The following is a 17306-nucleotide window of genomic DNA, read 5'->3' on the forward strand; positions in this document are numbered from 1 at the left end:
AATATAATTTAATTTATATTAAATAATTAAGTTTTGATATAGCTATTTATTTTGATGTTTTAAAAACTAATTAAACTCGTTAAATAATTTATTATTGGTATTCTTAACACCTTATGTTTAAAGATAATCTAAGTTTATACTTATAAGCATTTCTAAATAATTTATTGCAAATATTTTAGTGATTGGCAATTCAAACGACGTAAAATCTTGAGGTTATTTATAATTATACGACAATATTTTCACCTAATATACCATCTTTTCATTCGTTTAATATCTTCTCTAAACCCTTATAAAATAGGGATTTACATTGTACTACGACTGTAAATAGACACTTGTTTGAATAATTTAATACGACTATAATAATTCGCATCGGCGCTTTACTTCATCCTTAATCTTAACGTTAGGGATAAAATGAAGTGTCCAGATAAGTTAAGCTATCCTTCACGTTATTGATATTCAGATAGCTTATGCTAGTTACCCCCTTTATTAATATAATTCGCTTATCATTATTGTTGGGTTAATTGGCTTTTCAAAAAAATAAATTAATATAAGTGAATAACTTATAATTACAAAGGAAATTTAAAAATGTCTACTAAATTAGAACTACTAACTCCAGAAAACAGTCAACTGATTTTTATTGATCAACAACCTCAAATGGCGTTTGGCGTTCAGTCTATTGACCGTCAAGTGCTTAAAAATAATGTCATTGGGTTAGCTAAAGCGGCTAAAGCTTTTAATATTCCAACCACTATTACTACCGTTGAAACTGCCAGCTTCTCTGGTCATACTTTACCTGAATTATTAGCAGTACATCCTGAAAACAATCTTCTTGAACGTTCTTCAATGAACTCTTGGGATGATCAAAACGTTCGTGATGCGTTAGCTGAAAATGCTAAAAATGGTCGTAAGAAGGTCGTCGTATCTGGTCTATGGACTGAAGTTTGTAACTTATCTTTCGCATTATCATGCCTGCAAGATACTGATTACGAAATTTATATGGTAGCGGATGCTTCTGGCGGTACGACTGCCGAAGCACATCAATGGGCTATGGAGCGTATGATACAAGTCGGTGTTATCCCTGTAACATGGCAACAGGTTATGCTGGAATGGCAACGCGATTGGGCTAACAAAGCCACTTATGATGCCGTAATGGATATCGTTCGTGAGCATTCAGGTGCTTATGGTATGGGTGTCGATTATGCTTATACTATGGTACATAAAGCACCGGCTCGCTTTGCTGCTGCCGGTAGCGTGGGTCCAAATCCAGCTGCTAAATAATGGTTAATTATGTTATTGGTAGCAATTTAACCAACAGTTTAATGAAAGATTAACGGGTTATATCTCGTTAACTACTAAATCATTAGCTGCTTAAATGAGGGGTTAATCAAAATGAGATATTTATATTATTTATTAATATTCTCTGCTTGATTAATCCCTTTTTTTGTTTAAACCATTAGAGTATAAATGATGAGAATTTATATTGCGTCTTTAATTGTGGGTATTTTGGTCGGAGTGATTTATCACTTTGTCAATGTACGATCCCCTGCTCCACCTACCTGGGCGTTGGTTGGATTACTCGGTATGCTCATTGGAGAGCAAGCCATACCTTTTGCCAAACAACATTTTTTTAATACCTCGGCCGAAGTTCAACAAGTCAATCCACCAGCTAGTACTGATACATCATCTGATAACTAAGCTTAATTTTAAAAGTAGTGATGACATTCTACCTATAACAACAATAGGATAATAATATGAAAAACCCAGATATTATTTATTACAACGGAAATATAACTACACTCGATACGAATAACCCCACAGCAACGGCTGTGGCTATCAAAGAGGGACGTTTTATCAAGGTTGGCAATGATTCTGAAGTACTAGACTTAGCCGGCGATAATACGAAATCAATAAACTTAAAAGGCCGCAGTGTCATTCCTGGATTATTCGACAACCACACTCATGTTATCCGTGGCGGTCTAAACTACAATATGGAACTGCGCTGGGATGGGGTTCGTTCTTTAGCAGATGCGATGGCTATGCTCAAGCAGCAAGTAGACAATACGCCAGCGCCACAATGGGTACGTGTCGTAGGCGGATTCACTGAGCATCAATTTGCTGAAAAACGTTTACCGACCATTGATGAAATTAATAAAGTTGCACCAGATACTCCTGTCTTTATTTTACACCTTTATGATCGTGCTTTATTAAATGCAGCAGCTCTGCGCGCAGTCGGATATACCAAAGATACGCCTGAGCCTCCTGGGGGTGAAATTCAGCGCGATGTGAACGGCAACCCCACTGGTTTGCTGCTCGCTAAACCCAATGCATCTATTCTTTATGCGACGCTTGCCAAAGGACCAAAATTACCCTTTGACTATCAACTAAACTCAACCCGTCATTTCATGCGTGAGCTTAATCGTTTGGGTGTGACCGGTATTATTGACGCTGGGGGTGGTTCTCAAAACTTCCCAGATGATTATGAAGTAGTGCAGAAGCTTCATGATGAAGATCAATTAACGGTACGCATGGCATATAATCTGTTCACTCAGAAGCCAAATGAGGAAAAAGAAGATTTCTTAAATTGGACAGCCACCACTACTTACAAACAAGGTGATGATTATTTCCGCCACAATGGTGCCGGTGAGATGTTGGTATTCTCTGCCGCTGACTTTGAAGATTTCCGTCAGCCACGTCCAGAAATGCCTGCGAATATGGAAGAGGATCTTGAAGAAGTCATCCGTATTCTTGCTCAAAATAAATGGCCTTGGCGACTCCATGCAACCTATGATGAGACCATTGAGCGCGCCCTCAATGTGTACGAAAAGGTCAGCAAGGACATTCCTTTTGAAGGTTTAAATTGGTTCTTTGACCATGCGGAAACCATTTCTCAACGCAATATAGATCGTATTGCAGCGTTAGGCGGTGGTATTGCGGTACAGCATCGTATGGCGTATCAAGGTGAATATTTTGCTGAGCGTTATGGTACTGCTGCGGCGTCAAACACGCCACCTATCAAGCAAATGCTGGACAGTGGTGTCAATGTGTCAGCCGGTACAGATGCGACGCGGGTTGCCTCCTATAACCCTTGGGTGTCATTAAATTGGTTGATTAATGGTCAAACCGTAGGCGGCATGAAGCTATATGATCAAGATAACACGCTTGATCGCGAAACAGCACTGCGTATGTGGACTGAAAAAGTAGCCTGGTTTACCAATGAAGTTGGCAAACGTGGACGTATTGAAGAAGGCCACTTAGCAGACTTCATCGTACCTAACAAAGACTACTTTAAAGTGCCCGATGAAGAAATCCCATACTTGACCTCAGACCTAACTGTGGTTGGTGGTAAGCCGGTGTATGGTGCTGGCGAGTTTAAAGACTTCGACACTCCACTTCCACCGGCTATGCCAGATTGGTCACCTGTCAATCAGTACGGTGGCTACGCAGCTTGGGCTGATCCTGAAGGTGCTGGTAAAAACTCGTTGGCGCCTATGCAAAATCAAGCCATCATGGCATCTTCATGTGGTTGCTCGAGTGCTTGTGCTCTACATGGACATAATCATGCGAAGGCTTGGGCATCAAAAGCGCCAGTGTCAAATCTTAAAGACTTCTTTGGTGCATTCGGATGCTCTTGCTGGGCCGTATAAGCAGGTATATCTTAAATTAATTTAATTTCATGCTTTTTTGAAACCGTTGAGCGTCATGCTTAGCGGTTTTTTGCTGTTCAGACTTATCTTATATAATATTATTGGCTGTGTTTTTAGCTTTAACTAGCTTTCTACAACCTATTAAGATAGGTTATTCGGATGTTAAAAAATTTAACGCATAGATTTTAATCGTTTTTATCTTTAAACTTGATCATCTTAACACCTTAATATCTACAAAAATATTCCTATTAAGCACCGTTAAGCTTAGATCTCAATCATTCTGGCAGTAAATCCTTCAATATAATTCGCTGACTATCGGAAATACAATGACGCACCCGACGACTGAAAAGCAAGATCAAGACCTTATTACTAAAAGTCATAATAACGTATTCTGTCTACCTTCACTGTTAGAGAGCATCCGTATTGTAATGGTAAATACCACCTTACCTGCTAATATTGGTTCAGCTGCTCGTGCCATGCTCACAATGGGTTTAAAAGATTTGGTGGTGGTCGATCCAAAACATCCCATCGATGATGAGAGTGTTGCACATGCCGCAGGCGCACAGAGTGTGTTGGAAAATTGTCATATTGTTGAGAATTTAGATGAGGCCATTAGCGACTGTCAGTTAGTGTTTGCTGCCAGTAGCCGTCAACGTTACATACCACGCCCTGTGGTCACGCCGACACAAGCAGCGCAGCTTATAACACGCTTTACTGATTCCTATAATACGGTGGATTCTAAAGGTTTTGACCTTAACCAATCGATGAAGGTTGCCCTCTTATTTGGCCGAGAAGATCGCGGATTGACTAATGATGAATTAGCACTGGCCGATTATCATATTCAAATTGATGCCAACCCAGAGTACCCTGTGTTAAACGTAGCGTCAGCCGTTCAAGTAATAGCCGCTTTCTTTTATAGTCATTTTGTCGAATATGATCAACAGCTTATGAGTAGTAATGACGCATCGTTTCAACCGCTAATAGAAAAGGCGACTGTTAACACATCTATGACTGATAATACTAGTAACGATAGGACAACCAATCCACTAGACTCTAAGGTTGATATCATTTTACGTCAAGTATGGGACTCGCCAGCCATTACTCATGGACAAAAGCTTAGTTTACAATCCCGAATATTAGACTTAATGTATGAACTTGAGTTAATTGAAAGTACTGATACTACCACCTTAAAATCGTTACCAAATCGCCTTTCAAGGCTACTATCTAGATTGCAACTAGATACAAAAGAGTTTGAGCTATTAAATTCAATTATTGCTAAAGTAAACCGTAGAATTTAGAATGTTAGAATTTAGAGTACAATTAGGTTAAATAATTTTTTGATTGTCAATAATATGATATTTCTAATCCTATTATTTGGGGCAGAAATAGCCCTATTGAGTACAACTATTATTAATTACAAGATAACATTATGAGATTACTTAAAGCCCTACGCCACGCCAAAGCCTCATTACAAGAAGACATTGCCGCAGTCTTTAATCGGGACCCTGCCGCCCGAAATAGTGTTGAGGTTTTATTAACTTATCCGGGTATTCACGCATTACTATTACATCGTGGTGCACATTATTTATGGAATAAAGACTTTAAATTTAGTGCACGTGCTATCTCTTACGGCTCTCGTATGATTACAGGCATTGAAATCCACCCTGCTGCTCAAATAGGCCGACGATTTTTTATAGATCATGGTATGGGCGTTGTCATTGGTGAAACGGCTAAGATTGGGGATGATGTAACGTTATATCATGGCGTGACTCTTGGTGGCGTCTCTTTGGGCAATGGCAAACGTCACCCTACCCTAGAGGATGGTGTGATTGTCGGGGCAGGAGCTAAAGTCTTAGGCCCCTTTACCGTCGGTAAAAATGCTAAAATTGGATCAAATGCGGTGGTCGTCAAGGAAGTCCCAGCTGAAGCTACTATGGTAGGTAGTGCAGCAAGAATGATTTCACAAAGTACGCAACCTGCTAACCAAAAGTCTGATAAGTCTTTAGATGAAGCGCAAGCTAATAAGAACCAAAGCCTTGATCAAGGTTCGGATAAAACTTCTATCGACTCATCTCTTACTAACATTGACACTCAGTCTATTAATGCAACTCTAAGTAAAGAACAAAGAAGGATTACGGAAAGACTAGACTTTAGTGCGTATGGATTAAATCCAGACTCTGAAGATCCTGTCGCAGAAGCTTTTGCTAAAATACTCAATCATATTCAGCAATCTGAAACACGAATTAGTGAGCTTCAAGATGCCATAATCAAGCTTGATCCTAGTTTTAAGCCAAAGGACTGTCATATTATCAATGCGGATGAATTTGATATGATCAATAAATAGATTAGTCGAAACAACCTTGATTGATTAGTTCATTTATCCCTACCCATTCATGTGCTTTGAATGGGTAGCGCTCTCTAATAGCGACCATCCCCTCCTCAGCTTTGATAGCCAGCACATCGATATCAATAATAACTTGTCGATTTTGCGTGTGCTGTTTAACACTTTTTAACTCTTTACTAAAATATTGCTGCACCCGCGACTCTATTTGTTTGGTGAGCATTACGACTTCATCTAAATATAAGTCAGCTACTTTATTGTTACTAACAAGGGTGAAGTAACCACATTGATTGGTATAGTCAGGTTTAGGGTTTGACACTGTTGCGGTATAATCTGGGTTAATGAATTCGGTAGACCACCGAATATTTCCATACTCAGATTGGAGAAGCTCTCTCGTTAAGGCTAGAGCCTGCGGAGCATTCAAATTGCTGCCAAGCGCTATTAAAACGCCGATCGCGTTGCTACTTTCAAGTTGATTGAGCGGCTTAATAGCGTTAAAAATTGACTCACAAGGTGCGTTTGACATTGTTTGATAAGGTGAGCTAAGAGATATTTGTTGTGCATTATTTTTTAGTTGGTTAAATATACTCTGCTTACCTTCGCTTAGGCTATTTTTATTAACATTATTTCTCTTTCTCTTTTGCTCACTCATCGCGTCTTGGCTGATACTATCCATCAATAGGACTTCCCGTGGATGATAACTTGGTTTTATGGATTATTTAGTGCTACGTACGATTTGTACAGCGACAGCATCTGCTTCTTTAATAGCCGTCGGTTTAGCCACACATACCTCAACCTCATGGGTGTTATATTTACTTAGTAACCCCTGTGCAATAATTTCTGCCAGTTTCTCAATCAGTAATGCCTTGGTATCTTTGCACCATAAGGTTATATCATCACACACTTCTTTGTAATTGATAGCATCTTCAATATTATCACTCGCAGCGGCAGCACTAATATCTGTTTTCATTGTGACATCAATCACTAAAGGCTGTTCAATCGCTCGCTCCCAGTCAAACACCCCTATTACCGCGTCAACCTTAAGACCCCTTATTTTTACTTCATCAGCTTGTTTCATAGGTTCCTACTTCATTCGTTCATTTATTTAATATTTTTTTGACAGCCTTTAAGGGATACTATTTAATCCAATATCATTATCTTTGTTCGGATTCAAGATTTTTAAGTAATTTGCTAGGACGATTGCGCCATAGATCTATACTAAATATCACCAAACCAATCCAAATTAACCCAAATATCATTAATCGTTTAGTATCAAAAGGTTCATGGTAATAAAACACTGCTAACAAAAAGATGATGGTAGGCGTCAGGTAGTTCATAAAGCTTAAGATGCTAAAAGCAACCATCTTCGTCGACTTATTAAACAGTAGTAAAGGTACTAATGTCACTGGTCCTGCTAACATTAAAAACCATATGTCACTACTAAACCAAAAAGATAGGGAAGAGCTTGCAACATCTGACGTCATAAACCACCAAATACATAGGGGAACTAATAAGGCTGTTTCTAAAAACAAAGCATCTAACGCTTTTAAGGGTGTTCGTCTTTGCATGACCCCATACACACTAAAAGATCCTGCAAGCACTAGCGATACCCAAGGTAGTTTACCTAACATAATAACCTGAATAATCACCGAAGATATGGCAAAACCGACAGCAATCCACTGCAAAGGACGCAATCTTTCTTGCAGCAATACTAACGATAGCAAAATACCAATAAGGGGACTAATAAAATAACCGAGACTCGCCTCTAAGATTTGATTGGCATTGACTGCCCATACATAGGTTAGCCAGTTTAAGGCAATAATAAGACCCGACACAAGGGTGATACCTATTATTTTAGGGTTCGACTTTAGAGTCTCAATCCACTGCCATTGTTTCTTGATGGTCAAAACCACTATAAGACAAACAAAGGTCCAAATGATACGATGACCTATAATTTCAACCGCATTATAGTGACCTAATTGCTTAAAATAAAATGGGAAGTTGCCCCATATCAAAAATGCAGCTAACGCCGTAATGATACCTTGGCTGGTAGTCTGAATGACAGTAGATTTAGGTTTATCTGGCGTGCTATTAGTCGGTGTAGCGAGTGACATATTAAACATCCAATAACGAGAGCGTGTCCTCTATAAAGCTTGATATGCTTGAGAGACGACTGGATCTTAAGAAAATAGTAGTATGTTCATGCTCAGTAACAGCATAACCCTTTACGTATCCTAAAAACAACTGATGGCTTAAATATAGCTAGAGTTCCAAATAAAAAAGGAAAGCCACCCTAATACTGGATGGCCTTTATTACTTTAAAATCGTTATTTAATTAGGGTCTGTTGAACATTCCTTGCTTGTTAGGAAACCATTTAAAAAACTCAAACTGGTTGTCTATTTGGTTGTCTACTGATGAAAGATTAAATCTGTATTAAACATTTCTGGTTGCGATATTCATTCCTATCTTATTCGCTAATTCTGCAAAGCCTGGAAAGCTGGTGCTGACCGTTTCCACACCATGAATAGTAATGGTATCACTTGCCCTTAAACTTGCAATAGCAAAGCTCATGGCAATACGGTGATCATGGTGAGAAGATATCTCACCTCCGCCAAATACCTCATGATCCGTATCAGACCCTTTGCCTTCAATGATAATACCATCTTCCGTTACCGTACAGTCAATACCGAGTTGAGTCAGCCCTTCAGCCATGACGGCAATACGGTCTGACTCCTTAACCCGCAGCTCTTTTGCTCCCGTCAGCACCGTCTGACCACTCGCACAGCTTGCGGCTACAAATAATACTGGAAACTCATCTATTGCTAAGGGTACTAATGCTTCTGGGATAGTTATGCCTTTAAGTTGTGCAGATCTTATTGTAATATCGGCGACAGGCTCACCACCGACAAATGTCTCATTACTTATCGATATATCAGCATTCATCAACTTTAGAATATCAATAACACCAGTGCGCGTCGGGTTCATACCTACTTTGGTAATAGTAATCTCGCTGTCTCTAGCAATAGAGCCTGCCACCATAAAGAAGGCAGCAGACGATATATCCGCTGGGACTGCAATATCGCAAGCGCTTAATTGGCCTCCGCCTTCCACGCTTATTTTGTTACCGTCCACGATAACAGGATACCCAAATGCGGTAAGCATACGCTCAGTATGATCTCGGCTAATTTCCGGCTGAATAACGGTGGTTGTACCCTCAGCCCAAAGCCCTGCAAGTAACAAACATGACTTAACTTGTGCTGATGCGATTGGCATCTCATAAGAGATACCTTTAAGCTTACTTCCTCGCTTGTCACTACCGGTAATACTAATGGGAGCCGTTCCGCGCTCACCCGTGGTTTGTATCATCGCCCCCATCTGTCTTAAAGGATTTGCGACACGCTCCATCGGACGTTTGGATAAGCTGGCATCGCCGGTCAGTACACTATCAAACTTTTGTGCGGCTAGTATGCCTGATAATAGGCGCATGGTAGTTCCAGAGTTACCCATATACAAAGGTGTACGACTCGCTTTTAAACCATTGATACCGACTCCATGAATCGTCACTTCACCATTTTCAGGGCCTTCAATGGTTACGCCCATGTCTCTAAATGCTTGCAGGGTCGCTAAAGCATCCTCACCTTCTAAAAAGCCACTGACTCTCGTCACCCCTTGAGCCAAGCTACCAAACATAATACTTCGATGTGAGATAGACTTATCACCCGGCACGGTTATGCTGCCATTAATAGTGCTACTTGGGGTAATAATAAAGGTACTAGAGCCGTGGGTTGATGTCGCCATATCATTATCCGAATTAGAGGAGTCTGTTAATTTTTTAGTATAAGGGGTACTGGTCAGCATATGACCAAAATGCTTCCTAGCTGATTGGGCTCTACCTAGCAGCCCGAGAAGTTGGGTTGAATCATCATTGTCAATTAACCGTCTTAAATTCGCTAAGTACTCACTATATTCATCCAACGCATGTATTAAAGCAGGTTTGTTAGCGATAAAGATATCATGCCACATTACTGGGTCACTAGCAGCGATACGGGTAAAGTCTCTAAACCCGCCAGCTGCATAGCGAAAGATATCCATATTGTCATCATGACTGGCTAATTGATCCACTAGATTGAATGCTAATAAGTGCGGAAGGTGACTGGTGTAAGCCAACACGGCATCGTGATGGGCGACATCCATTTTCATAATAGTCGCACCCACTCCTTGCCATAATTCGCTTATTTTAGAGATGGCAGAGGGTGAAGTAGACTTCAAGTCACATATAATCACACTGTGATTAACAAATAAATCACTACGCCTTGCATGAAATCCTGAGTTTTCGGCACCAGCGATCGGATGAGCAGGCACCAATCCAGTAGGTAGATCAATAAAGACTGATGCAGCGGCATCTACTACATTTTGTTTGGTACTACAAACGTCACTGATGATACAGTCAGTGCTTATTAAACCCCGCTGCATAGATTGTTCTATATCTGCTAAGGCCACTTCTACAGCCTTAACGGGTATCGCAATAATGATACAGTCACTGCCCGCTACCACAGACTCAAGCTTAGTATCGCCCGCATCGATGACATTCGCTTCTATAGCTGCTTTCAAACTAGGTTCGTGTTTATCGACAGCCACCAGTTTCTTTGATATTTGTCTATCTTTTATTGCTTGAGCTAGGCTTGCGCCAATTAGGCCGAGACCAATAATACAAACCTGATCAAACAACATAGTCAATTAACCTATCTTACTTTATATGAGTATAAAAAATATATGAATATAAAAAATGTGAATACAATTATAGTTGAGAAATTCAATCTTGAGTCTTCAAAAGTCTATAAACCTTGATAGCCTTTTATACTCTTTGAGAACCTTGGAATAAAGAACACTAATTCAAGAATAATATCTAATTATCCAGCTTTAGTATTAAAGTGACTCAAGGGTATCACGTAAGGTATCAATAAGTCGAGTATTGTCCTCTGGCGTTCCCACCGTTATACGCAGCCACTCATCTAGTCCATAACCCGCTAAAGGACGCACGATAATGCCTTGCTTAAGAAGGGCCTTATTGACACCCTTGGCATCGCCCACATTGACCATCACAAAGTTAGCATGTGACTTAACAAAGCCTAATCCCAATGCATCAAATTGTTTGCATAGCCAACGCATCTGACCTTCATTTAGCTTATGCACTTTTGCGATGAAGTCTTGATCATCAAGAGCAGCAATGGCAGCAGACTGGGCCAATAAGCTCACATTAAAGGGTTGTCTCACTCTATTTAGCATGTCCGCCACGTCTGGATGGCTTAGAGCATAGCCCACCCGTAGCCCTGCTAAACCATAAGCTTTTGAAAAAGTTCGAACAATTATGACATTATTGAAGTGATCAATTAAGTCGCGATTATTACTTTCAGGGCTATATTCCACATAGGCTTCATCTAGTACCACCAGTACATCATCAGGAACTTGCTCAATGAAGTGTCGTATCTCTTCGCGCGTCAACAAAGTCCCTGTTGGATTATTTGGATTGGCAATAAATACCAAGCGCGTATTTGGGGTATTTTGCACCGCAGTCAACATAGCATCTAAATCATGACCATAGCGCTTTGCAGGCACTTCTACACCCGATGCACCCAAGATTTTTGCCAACATAGAATAGACGATAAATGCGTATTCACTATACACAATAGCATCTTCACTATTCACAAAAGTACGGGCTATGATATCTAATAAATCATTAGATCCATTACCTAAGGTAATCTGATTGATATTTGTATCGGTAAACCCGGCAATGGCTTGCTTAAGCTCATATCCATATCCATCAGGATAGCGTGCTAGCTGCGTTAGCTGTTGTGTAATCGCTAAGGTGACATAAGGCGAGCAACCAAGCGGGTTTTCATTGCTGGCAAGCTTCAAAACATCATTAACCTCATACTCACGCTTGAGTTCCTCAACTGATTTACCAACTTTGTAAGCTTGCAGACATAAAATACTGTCATAGGCAGGGGTTAAAAATGTTTTTTGACTCATAAGATTACCTTATAATTAACGGTCAGTTGACCTAGTCTCTTAGCATGACAAATTCAGGGGATGATTATGGATTTAGATGACTGCTTGCGGGTAAGAACCTAAGATACGAACGTCACGAACCATCGGTCTAATTTCATCAATAGCGGCGCGAACATTGTCGTCATTAATATGGCCTTCCATATCGATAAAGAACACATACGCCCACTTATTCGGACGCTCTGGACGAGTTTCGATACTGGTCATCGAGACACCATGTTTTGATAGTGGCTTAAGAATTTCTATAAGCGCGCCCGCTTTATTATGAGCAGAGACCAATATGGAGGTTTTATCATGACCTGACGGGGCGATATCTTCATGACCAATGATCAAAAAGCGAGTGGTATTACCAGGATTGTCTTCGATATTTTCATGCAACTTATGTAGACCATATTCAGCAACCGCTACATCACCTGCTATGGCAGCAGAATGCCATTCGTTTTTAAGACGACGCGCCGCCTCTCCGTTACTTGAAACTTGAACGCGCTCTACATTAGGATAATTAACATCTAACCAATGACGGCATTGTGCCAGGGATTGCTGATGTGAGTATATTCGGCTTAAACTGTCAATTTTAGTATGTTCTGCCACTAAGAAGTTTTGATGAATTGGTAACTCAACTTCGCCAATAATTTTTAAGGTCGATGATAAGAACCCATCTAAGGTATGATTGACCACGCCTTCAGAAGAGTTTTCAACAGGTACCACACCATACATGGCAGAGCCTGACTCTACTTCTCGAAAGACATCGGTAATGGTAGTCAATGGCACTGTGGTAGACGCTTTACCAAAGTGTTTAAGCGCTGCTGCATGGGTAAATGTGCCCACCGGGCCTAAAAAAGCAATCTTTTGCGGTGCTTCTAAGTCTAGACATACCGACATAATTTCGCGAAACAACCGTGCCATTTTTTCGTCACTAATGGGACTGTCTGACGCTTGATTGCGTTTCATAATATTTTTTAACACCTGAGCTTCCCGCTCTGGACGATAAAAAATAGGGTTAGACTCAACTTCTTGAGAGTGTTCTTTTTTAATAGATCCTACTTGTTGAGCAATCTTGGCACGGTTACTGATCAACTGCAGTATCTCACCGTCTACCTGATCTATTTTTTGACGCAATTCATTAAGCATGTCTTCTGGTACTGCGGGGTTTTCAGTTGTTTTTTTATCGTTGTTTGTCGACGAAGTCATAAAAAAGCCTATAGGTCATGTTATGATTATTTAAACCATTTAAGGTCATAAATTTGACTGCTTTGTAACTATAAATATTTCAAGCTTGATTATAGTCGTTATTTGTCTTTAGATACAGCGATGACTAATATTCTTCAGCACAAGCCTTGCTTATTTTGCTAACTGCTTTAAATGTTAGTAACCCCTTAAACTTTACTAGCCACTTTAAATTTTACTAGCCACTTTAAATTTTACTAGCCATTTTCAAGTTTCATTTTTTTCTACTCTTTAGTTCATAATAAAAAAACTATATCAAACTTAAGCCCTGTTAAGATAGCGGCGTTAAATTTTTAAAACATTTTATAATCCGTTTTATGAATGATTATATTGTAAACTAATCCAACTAAAATTAACCAATGTTCTTGACGTTTTAATCCCATTGATATTATTTAGGAATATATGATGAGTGCCTTATCACAATTACAAACCATGACGACCATTGTTGCTGATACTGGTGATTTAAGTGCTATTGCTCGCCTAAAGCCAGTAGATGCCACAACCAATCCTAGCCTTATTACCAAAGCACTTACCCATCCAGATAAACAAGCGATGCTCTCTGACACCCTAAATCGCTTTTCGGATCAGGGCGACACTATGATTGATAAAGTCATCGATGCGCTTACTATTCAGGTAGGTTGTGATATTTTACAGCTTATTGAAGGTCGAGTGTCCACTGAGGTTGATGCTCGACTATCTTATGATACCGATGCAACTATTGCTAAAGCCCACGAGTTTATGGAAGCTTACGAGCGAGCTGGCGTTAATAAAGACCGTATATTAATCAAGATTGCCGCCACTTGGCAAGGCATCAAAGCGGCAGAACAGTTAGAGAAAGAAGGAATTCACTGTAATTTAACTTTGATATTTGGTCAGCATCAAGCGGTAGCATGTGCTGATGCTGGTGTGACCCTAATCTCTCCCTTTGTCGGCCGTATTTTAGATTGGCAAAAGCGTGAACAAAATCGTCAAATCATACCCGTGAGTGATGATATGGGCGTACAATCTGTAAAACGCACCTACCAATACTACAAGCAACATGGTTATGATACACAGGTTATGGGCGCAAGCTTTAGAAGCGTTGATCAAATATTAGCACTAGCAGGCTGTGACCTATTGACCATATCCCCAGAATTATTAGATGATTTAGCCACTTTAGATGCCTCTGTGACGCGTGTCTTATCCCCTGATATGATAAGTGACACCATGCCAAAAGTCAGTCTAACAGCCGATGAGTTCAATAGCGCTTATGAGCAAGACAGCATCACTCAGCACCTTTTACCAAAAGGAATTGATGGATTTATTAGCGCCCGTGATGAGCTGGCGAAAGCGCTTCAGAAACTGAGCAAATAGAAAATAAATGATAGGGTTAGTCAATTTTTATATAGCCCCATAAACAACCTATCTATTACAACCAGACTTTATTAAAAAACTCTACGTGAAAACGTAGAGTTTTTATTGCGCTGATACCGTTTAATACCTTCTTAGAGTATTATCATTTAAGATAAATTATTTCTTAGCTTTAGTATATAAAGGCTTAACCCTCAAGTACGCTATAGACGGGAACGGGGAAAGCATCATGTAACTCAACTAGATCTAGTAACACCAGAACCCCAAAAACGTCATGACCAGCTTCACGACACAAATGGTAAGCGGTCTTTAAGGTACCTCCAGTTGCTAAGATATCATCGACTAATAATACTTTTTTGGAAGACATGCCATCTTGAATTTCAAGCGTATCACTGCCGTACTCTAAAGCATAAGATTTATTAGCCACCGGCGGCGGTAATTTGCCGGGCTTACGTAATAACATCATCCCTTTGCCAAGACGACCTGCTAATAAGCTGGCAAATATAAACCCACGTGCCTCGATAGCCACTAGGCAATCTACATCATCTAACATCCCTGTTGGCAATGCCCCTAACATAGCATCAATCACATCATTGATATGATTGAGCAGTAAAGGGGTGATATCATAAAAATCTATACCAGGTTTTGGAAAGTTAGGGACTGTTCGAATGGCATCCCAAAGTTTGGCTTTCATAAGCTGTTGTTGAGCGGAGTTTTGATTTCCAAAGCCTGTCGTATCTTTAGGAATATTGGTTTGATTATTCGATTGATTATTCGATTGATTATTCGATTGATTATTCGATTGATTATTCGATTGATTATTTGCTTGTGTATTGGCTTGATTATTTGAAAGTTTTTCTGAAGGTTCAGTCATGACGTTTTCCGCTACAAATGAGTGTTTTGGACCGTGTTAATTCTAACACAGTCTGATTATCAACTGAGCTGCATTTATAGGTATGCGTCAATTATTAAGTAACCGTATTTACCTCGGTAAGCCTACACTAGTCGTTTTTATATTCGGTTGACCTGACCCTCTACCTGTCTATGGTTATACTACCTACTTGAACCTTCTTTTTTTGCAAGTTTATGATCTATAAGTTCTCACTACGAATCAGTAATAATAGAATATGACAATTTAGTACCTGTTAAAAGCCTTGTTTGCTATAATCGAAAGTCTTAATTATAAAGAGCTTTCTATTTTTTGAAATTTTAGCTTTCTAGTTTTTAAAATTTAATGAGCTAATAATAACTTATAACTTATTTATATTAGAGATAATACGATGAAGAAATGGGAATGCATCATTTGTGGATGGGTATATGATGAGGCGTTGGGCTGTCCTGAAGAAGGTATCGCTCCAGGTACCAAATGGGAAGATATCCCAGATGATTGGACTTGTCCTGAATGCGGTGTGGGTAAGTTAGACTTTGAAATGCTTGAAATTTAACACTGCTTTTATTTCACTAGGGCGCATATGCTGACCCTATTACTTTATTTAAAGCTTTTCTTAGACCCTTATGGCTACATGATAAGACTCTACGTCAAATTTTTATACAATTAAATAATATTAGTCACAGAAAACTAAATGTGAGATAAGGCAACTTAGTGCAAGTCCTACTTTAGTAGGCTTAGTGAGGTTAATACAGTCGCTACTGGGTTTGCATAATGACTATATTCAAAAGGATTGATGACGATTATGCCAAAGCCTACTTTAGAACCACAATGGTATCCTTCTCCTCTTTCAGATTTAATGAAACAGGCAATTATAAAGGTATCTGAGGAAATTGAGTTGTGCGTTGAAGTAGGTGGAAATCCAAATAATCCGCCTTTATTGTTAATAATGGGACTTGGTTCGCAACTGATATTTTGGCCTGAATCTTTTTTAAAACGTCTTATTGACTCAGGCTTCTATGTTATTAGATATGACAATCGTGATATTGGTCTTTCAACAAAGATTAAACGTGACGACTTACCACCAGTAAACACGTTGTCAGCCATGTTCAAGCTCCAGTTCGGTTTGGATAATTCTAAAACTCCCGTGCCCTATCGACTAACTGATATGGCCGATGATGCCGTTTACTTGATTCGTGCTTTAGGCCTACGTCAAGTACATGTCTTGGGAGCGTCAATGGGCGGTATCATTGCTCAAATATTAGCGGCAAAGCATCCCCATCTAGTCAATCGCTTAGCCCTCATTTTCTCAACCAATAATAAGCCCTTTTTAACCCCGCCTCGTCCAAAACAGCTTTATACCCTTATCAAACGTCCTCAAAGTGGTGAAGAGGAAGACATGGTTGATCATGGTAAGTGGTTTATCAAAACAGTAGGATCTCAAGGGCATATTGATGAGGAATTGGTGACGAATCTAGCACGATTAAGATATCACCGCTGCTTTTACCCACGCGGATCATTGCAACAACTGACCGCTATACTGATGACAGGCTCTGTTCAAGACTACAGCAAACATGTCAAAGCCCCAACCTTAGTGATGCACGGCAGTGAAGATGGTCTCTTGCCGCCCTCACATGGTAAAAATGTCGCTAAAGATATCCCTAATGCCCACTTTAAACTTGTGAAAGGTATGGCGCATGATATTCCAGAATATTTTCAGCCTTACATCGTAGCTCAGTTAAAAAAACATATGCTTGTTATCTAAATTACAATAAGGCATGTTAGATT

General features: G+C 39.7%; 15 protein-coding genes. 8 read left to right on the top strand and 7 right to left on the bottom strand.

Translation table 11 applies throughout. The features are described from left to right. The first annotated feature begins 585 nt into the window (after positions 1–585). The 5 genes from AC2SLT_RS07830 (at position 586) to cysE (ending at position 5988) form a co-directional block, all read left to right on the top strand. On the top strand, positions 586–1278 hold the full coding sequence (locus AC2SLT_RS07830; RefSeq protein WP_486547100.1) for a hydrolase: 693 nt from the start codon (positions 586–588) through the stop codon (positions 1276–1278). 186 nt (positions 1279–1464) lie between these two features. After that, positions 1465–1695, top strand: coding sequence for a DUF1427 family protein (locus AC2SLT_RS07835; RefSeq protein WP_486547101.1), 231 nt, complete (start codon positions 1465–1467; stop codon positions 1693–1695). Positions 1696–1751: 56 nt separating this feature from the next. Next, entirely contained in the window at positions 1752–3644 is a 1893-nt protein-coding gene (locus AC2SLT_RS07840) for an amidohydrolase (RefSeq protein ID WP_486547102.1), read from the top strand. 326 nt (positions 3645–3970) lie between these two features. Further along, positions 3971–4942 (top strand): RNA methyltransferase, encoded by a 972-nt coding sequence (locus AC2SLT_RS07845; RefSeq protein WP_486547103.1) that lies wholly within the window; start codon positions 3971–3973, stop codon positions 4940–4942. A gap of 131 nt (positions 4943–5073) precedes the next feature. After that, positions 5074–5988 carry a serine O-acetyltransferase gene (gene cysE / locus AC2SLT_RS07850; protein ID WP_486547104.1) on the top strand — a complete coding sequence of 305 codons (915 nt, stop codon included), beginning with the start codon at positions 5074–5076 and terminating at the stop codon, positions 5986–5988. Position 5989: 1 nt separating this feature from the next. Here cysE and AC2SLT_RS07855 read toward each other — a convergent pair whose 3' ends face one another. The 6 genes from AC2SLT_RS07855 to pheA form a co-directional block, all read right to left on the bottom strand. Continuing rightward, entirely contained in the window at positions 5990–6661 is a 672-nt protein-coding gene (locus AC2SLT_RS07855) for a hypothetical protein (protein ID WP_486547105.1), read from the bottom strand. A gap of 39 nt (positions 6662–6700) precedes the next feature. Beyond that, positions 6701–7063: a dihydroneopterin aldolase gene (gene folB / locus AC2SLT_RS07860; RefSeq protein ID WP_486547106.1), complete on the bottom strand. Its 363-nt coding sequence runs from the start codon at positions 7061–7063 to the stop codon at positions 6701–6703. A gap of 76 nt (positions 7064–7139) precedes the next feature. Continuing rightward, positions 7140–8099 (bottom strand): EamA family transporter RarD, encoded by a 960-nt coding sequence (rarD, locus tag AC2SLT_RS07865; RefSeq protein WP_486547107.1) that lies wholly within the window; start codon positions 8097–8099, stop codon positions 7140–7142. 320 nt (positions 8100–8419) lie between these two features. After that, the gene (locus AC2SLT_RS07870; protein ID WP_486547108.1) at positions 8420–10717 is read right to left on the bottom strand and encodes a bifunctional prephenate dehydrogenase/3-phosphoshikimate 1-carboxyvinyltransferase; all 2298 of its coding nucleotides are present in this window, start codon (positions 10715–10717) and stop codon (positions 8420–8422) included. A gap of 195 nt (positions 10718–10912) precedes the next feature. Beyond that, a complete protein-coding gene (hisC, locus tag AC2SLT_RS07875) occupies positions 10913–12016 on the bottom strand; it encodes a histidinol-phosphate transaminase (protein ID WP_486547109.1) in 1104 nt (367 codons plus the stop codon). Positions 12017–12088: 72 nt separating this feature from the next. Then, positions 12089–13183: a prephenate dehydratase gene (pheA, locus tag AC2SLT_RS07880; protein ID WP_486547240.1), complete on the bottom strand. Its 1095-nt coding sequence runs from the start codon at positions 13181–13183 to the stop codon at positions 12089–12091. Between the two features lie 501 nt (positions 13184–13684). Here pheA and AC2SLT_RS07885 point away from each other — a divergent pair. Next, positions 13685–14632: a transaldolase gene (locus tag AC2SLT_RS07885; RefSeq protein ID WP_486547241.1), complete on the top strand. Its 948-nt coding sequence runs from the start codon at positions 13685–13687 to the stop codon at positions 14630–14632. A gap of 184 nt (positions 14633–14816) precedes the next feature. Here AC2SLT_RS07885 and AC2SLT_RS07890 read toward each other — a convergent pair whose 3' ends face one another. Beyond that, positions 14817–15323: an adenine phosphoribosyltransferase gene (locus AC2SLT_RS07890; RefSeq protein WP_486547242.1), complete on the bottom strand. Its 507-nt coding sequence runs from the start codon at positions 15321–15323 to the stop codon at positions 14817–14819. 586 nt (positions 15324–15909) lie between these two features. On the opposite strand from AC2SLT_RS07890, the gene AC2SLT_RS07895 reads away from it, so the two are divergent. Together AC2SLT_RS07895 and AC2SLT_RS07900 are read left to right on the top strand one after the other, a co-directional pair. Continuing rightward, on the top strand, positions 15910–16074 hold the full coding sequence (locus AC2SLT_RS07895) for a rubredoxin (RefSeq protein WP_486547110.1): 165 nt from the start codon (positions 15910–15912) through the stop codon (positions 16072–16074). Between the two features lie 249 nt (positions 16075–16323). Continuing rightward, complete coding sequence (locus tag AC2SLT_RS07900; protein ID WP_486547111.1) at positions 16324–17283, top strand: alpha/beta fold hydrolase; 960 nt, start codon at positions 16324–16326, stop codon at positions 17281–17283. Positions 17284–17306: the final 23 nt, after the last annotated feature.

Source organism: Psychrobacter sp. CX18 (assembly GCF_057396215.1).

Coding starts and splice junctions, on each gene's coding strand:
- AC2SLT_RS07885 (WP_486547241.1), top strand. CDS start 13,685: ATGAGTGCCTTATCACAATTACAAACCATGACGACCATTGTTGCTGAT.
- AC2SLT_RS07890 (WP_486547242.1), bottom strand. CDS start 15,323: ATGAAAGCCAAACTTTGGGATGCCATTCGAACAGTCCCTAACTTTCCA.
- AC2SLT_RS07870 (WP_486547108.1), bottom strand. CDS start 10,717: ATGTTGTTTGATCAGGTTTGTATTATTGGTCTCGGCCTAATTGGCGCA.
- pheA (WP_486547240.1), bottom strand. CDS start 13,183: ATGCTTAATGAATTGCGTCAAAAAATAGATCAGGTAGACGGTGAGATA.
- cysE (WP_486547104.1), top strand. CDS start 5,074: ATGAGATTACTTAAAGCCCTACGCCACGCCAAAGCCTCATTACAAGAA.
- AC2SLT_RS07900 (WP_486547111.1), top strand. CDS start 16,324: ATGCCAAAGCCTACTTTAGAACCACAATGGTATCCTTCTCCTCTTTCA.
- AC2SLT_RS07830 (WP_486547100.1), top strand. CDS start 586: ATGTCTACTAAATTAGAACTACTAACTCCAGAAAACAGTCAACTGATT.
- AC2SLT_RS07895 (WP_486547110.1), top strand. CDS start 15,910: ATGAAGAAATGGGAATGCATCATTTGTGGATGGGTATATGATGAGGCG.
- AC2SLT_RS07840 (WP_486547102.1), top strand. CDS start 1,752: ATGAAAAACCCAGATATTATTTATTACAACGGAAATATAACTACACTC.
- hisC (WP_486547109.1), bottom strand. CDS start 12,016: ATGAGTCAAAAAACATTTTTAACCCCTGCCTATGACAGTATTTTATGT.
- AC2SLT_RS07845 (WP_486547103.1), top strand. CDS start 3,971: ATGACGCACCCGACGACTGAAAAGCAAGATCAAGACCTTATTACTAAA.
- AC2SLT_RS07855 (WP_486547105.1), bottom strand. CDS start 6,661: ATGGATAGTATCAGCCAAGACGCGATGAGTGAGCAAAAGAGAAAGAGA.
- rarD (WP_486547107.1), bottom strand. CDS start 8,099: ATGTCACTCGCTACACCGACTAATAGCACGCCAGATAAACCTAAATCT.
- folB (WP_486547106.1), bottom strand. CDS start 7,063: ATGAAACAAGCTGATGAAGTAAAAATAAGGGGTCTTAAGGTTGACGCG.
- AC2SLT_RS07835 (WP_486547101.1), top strand. CDS start 1,465: ATGATGAGAATTTATATTGCGTCTTTAATTGTGGGTATTTTGGTCGGA.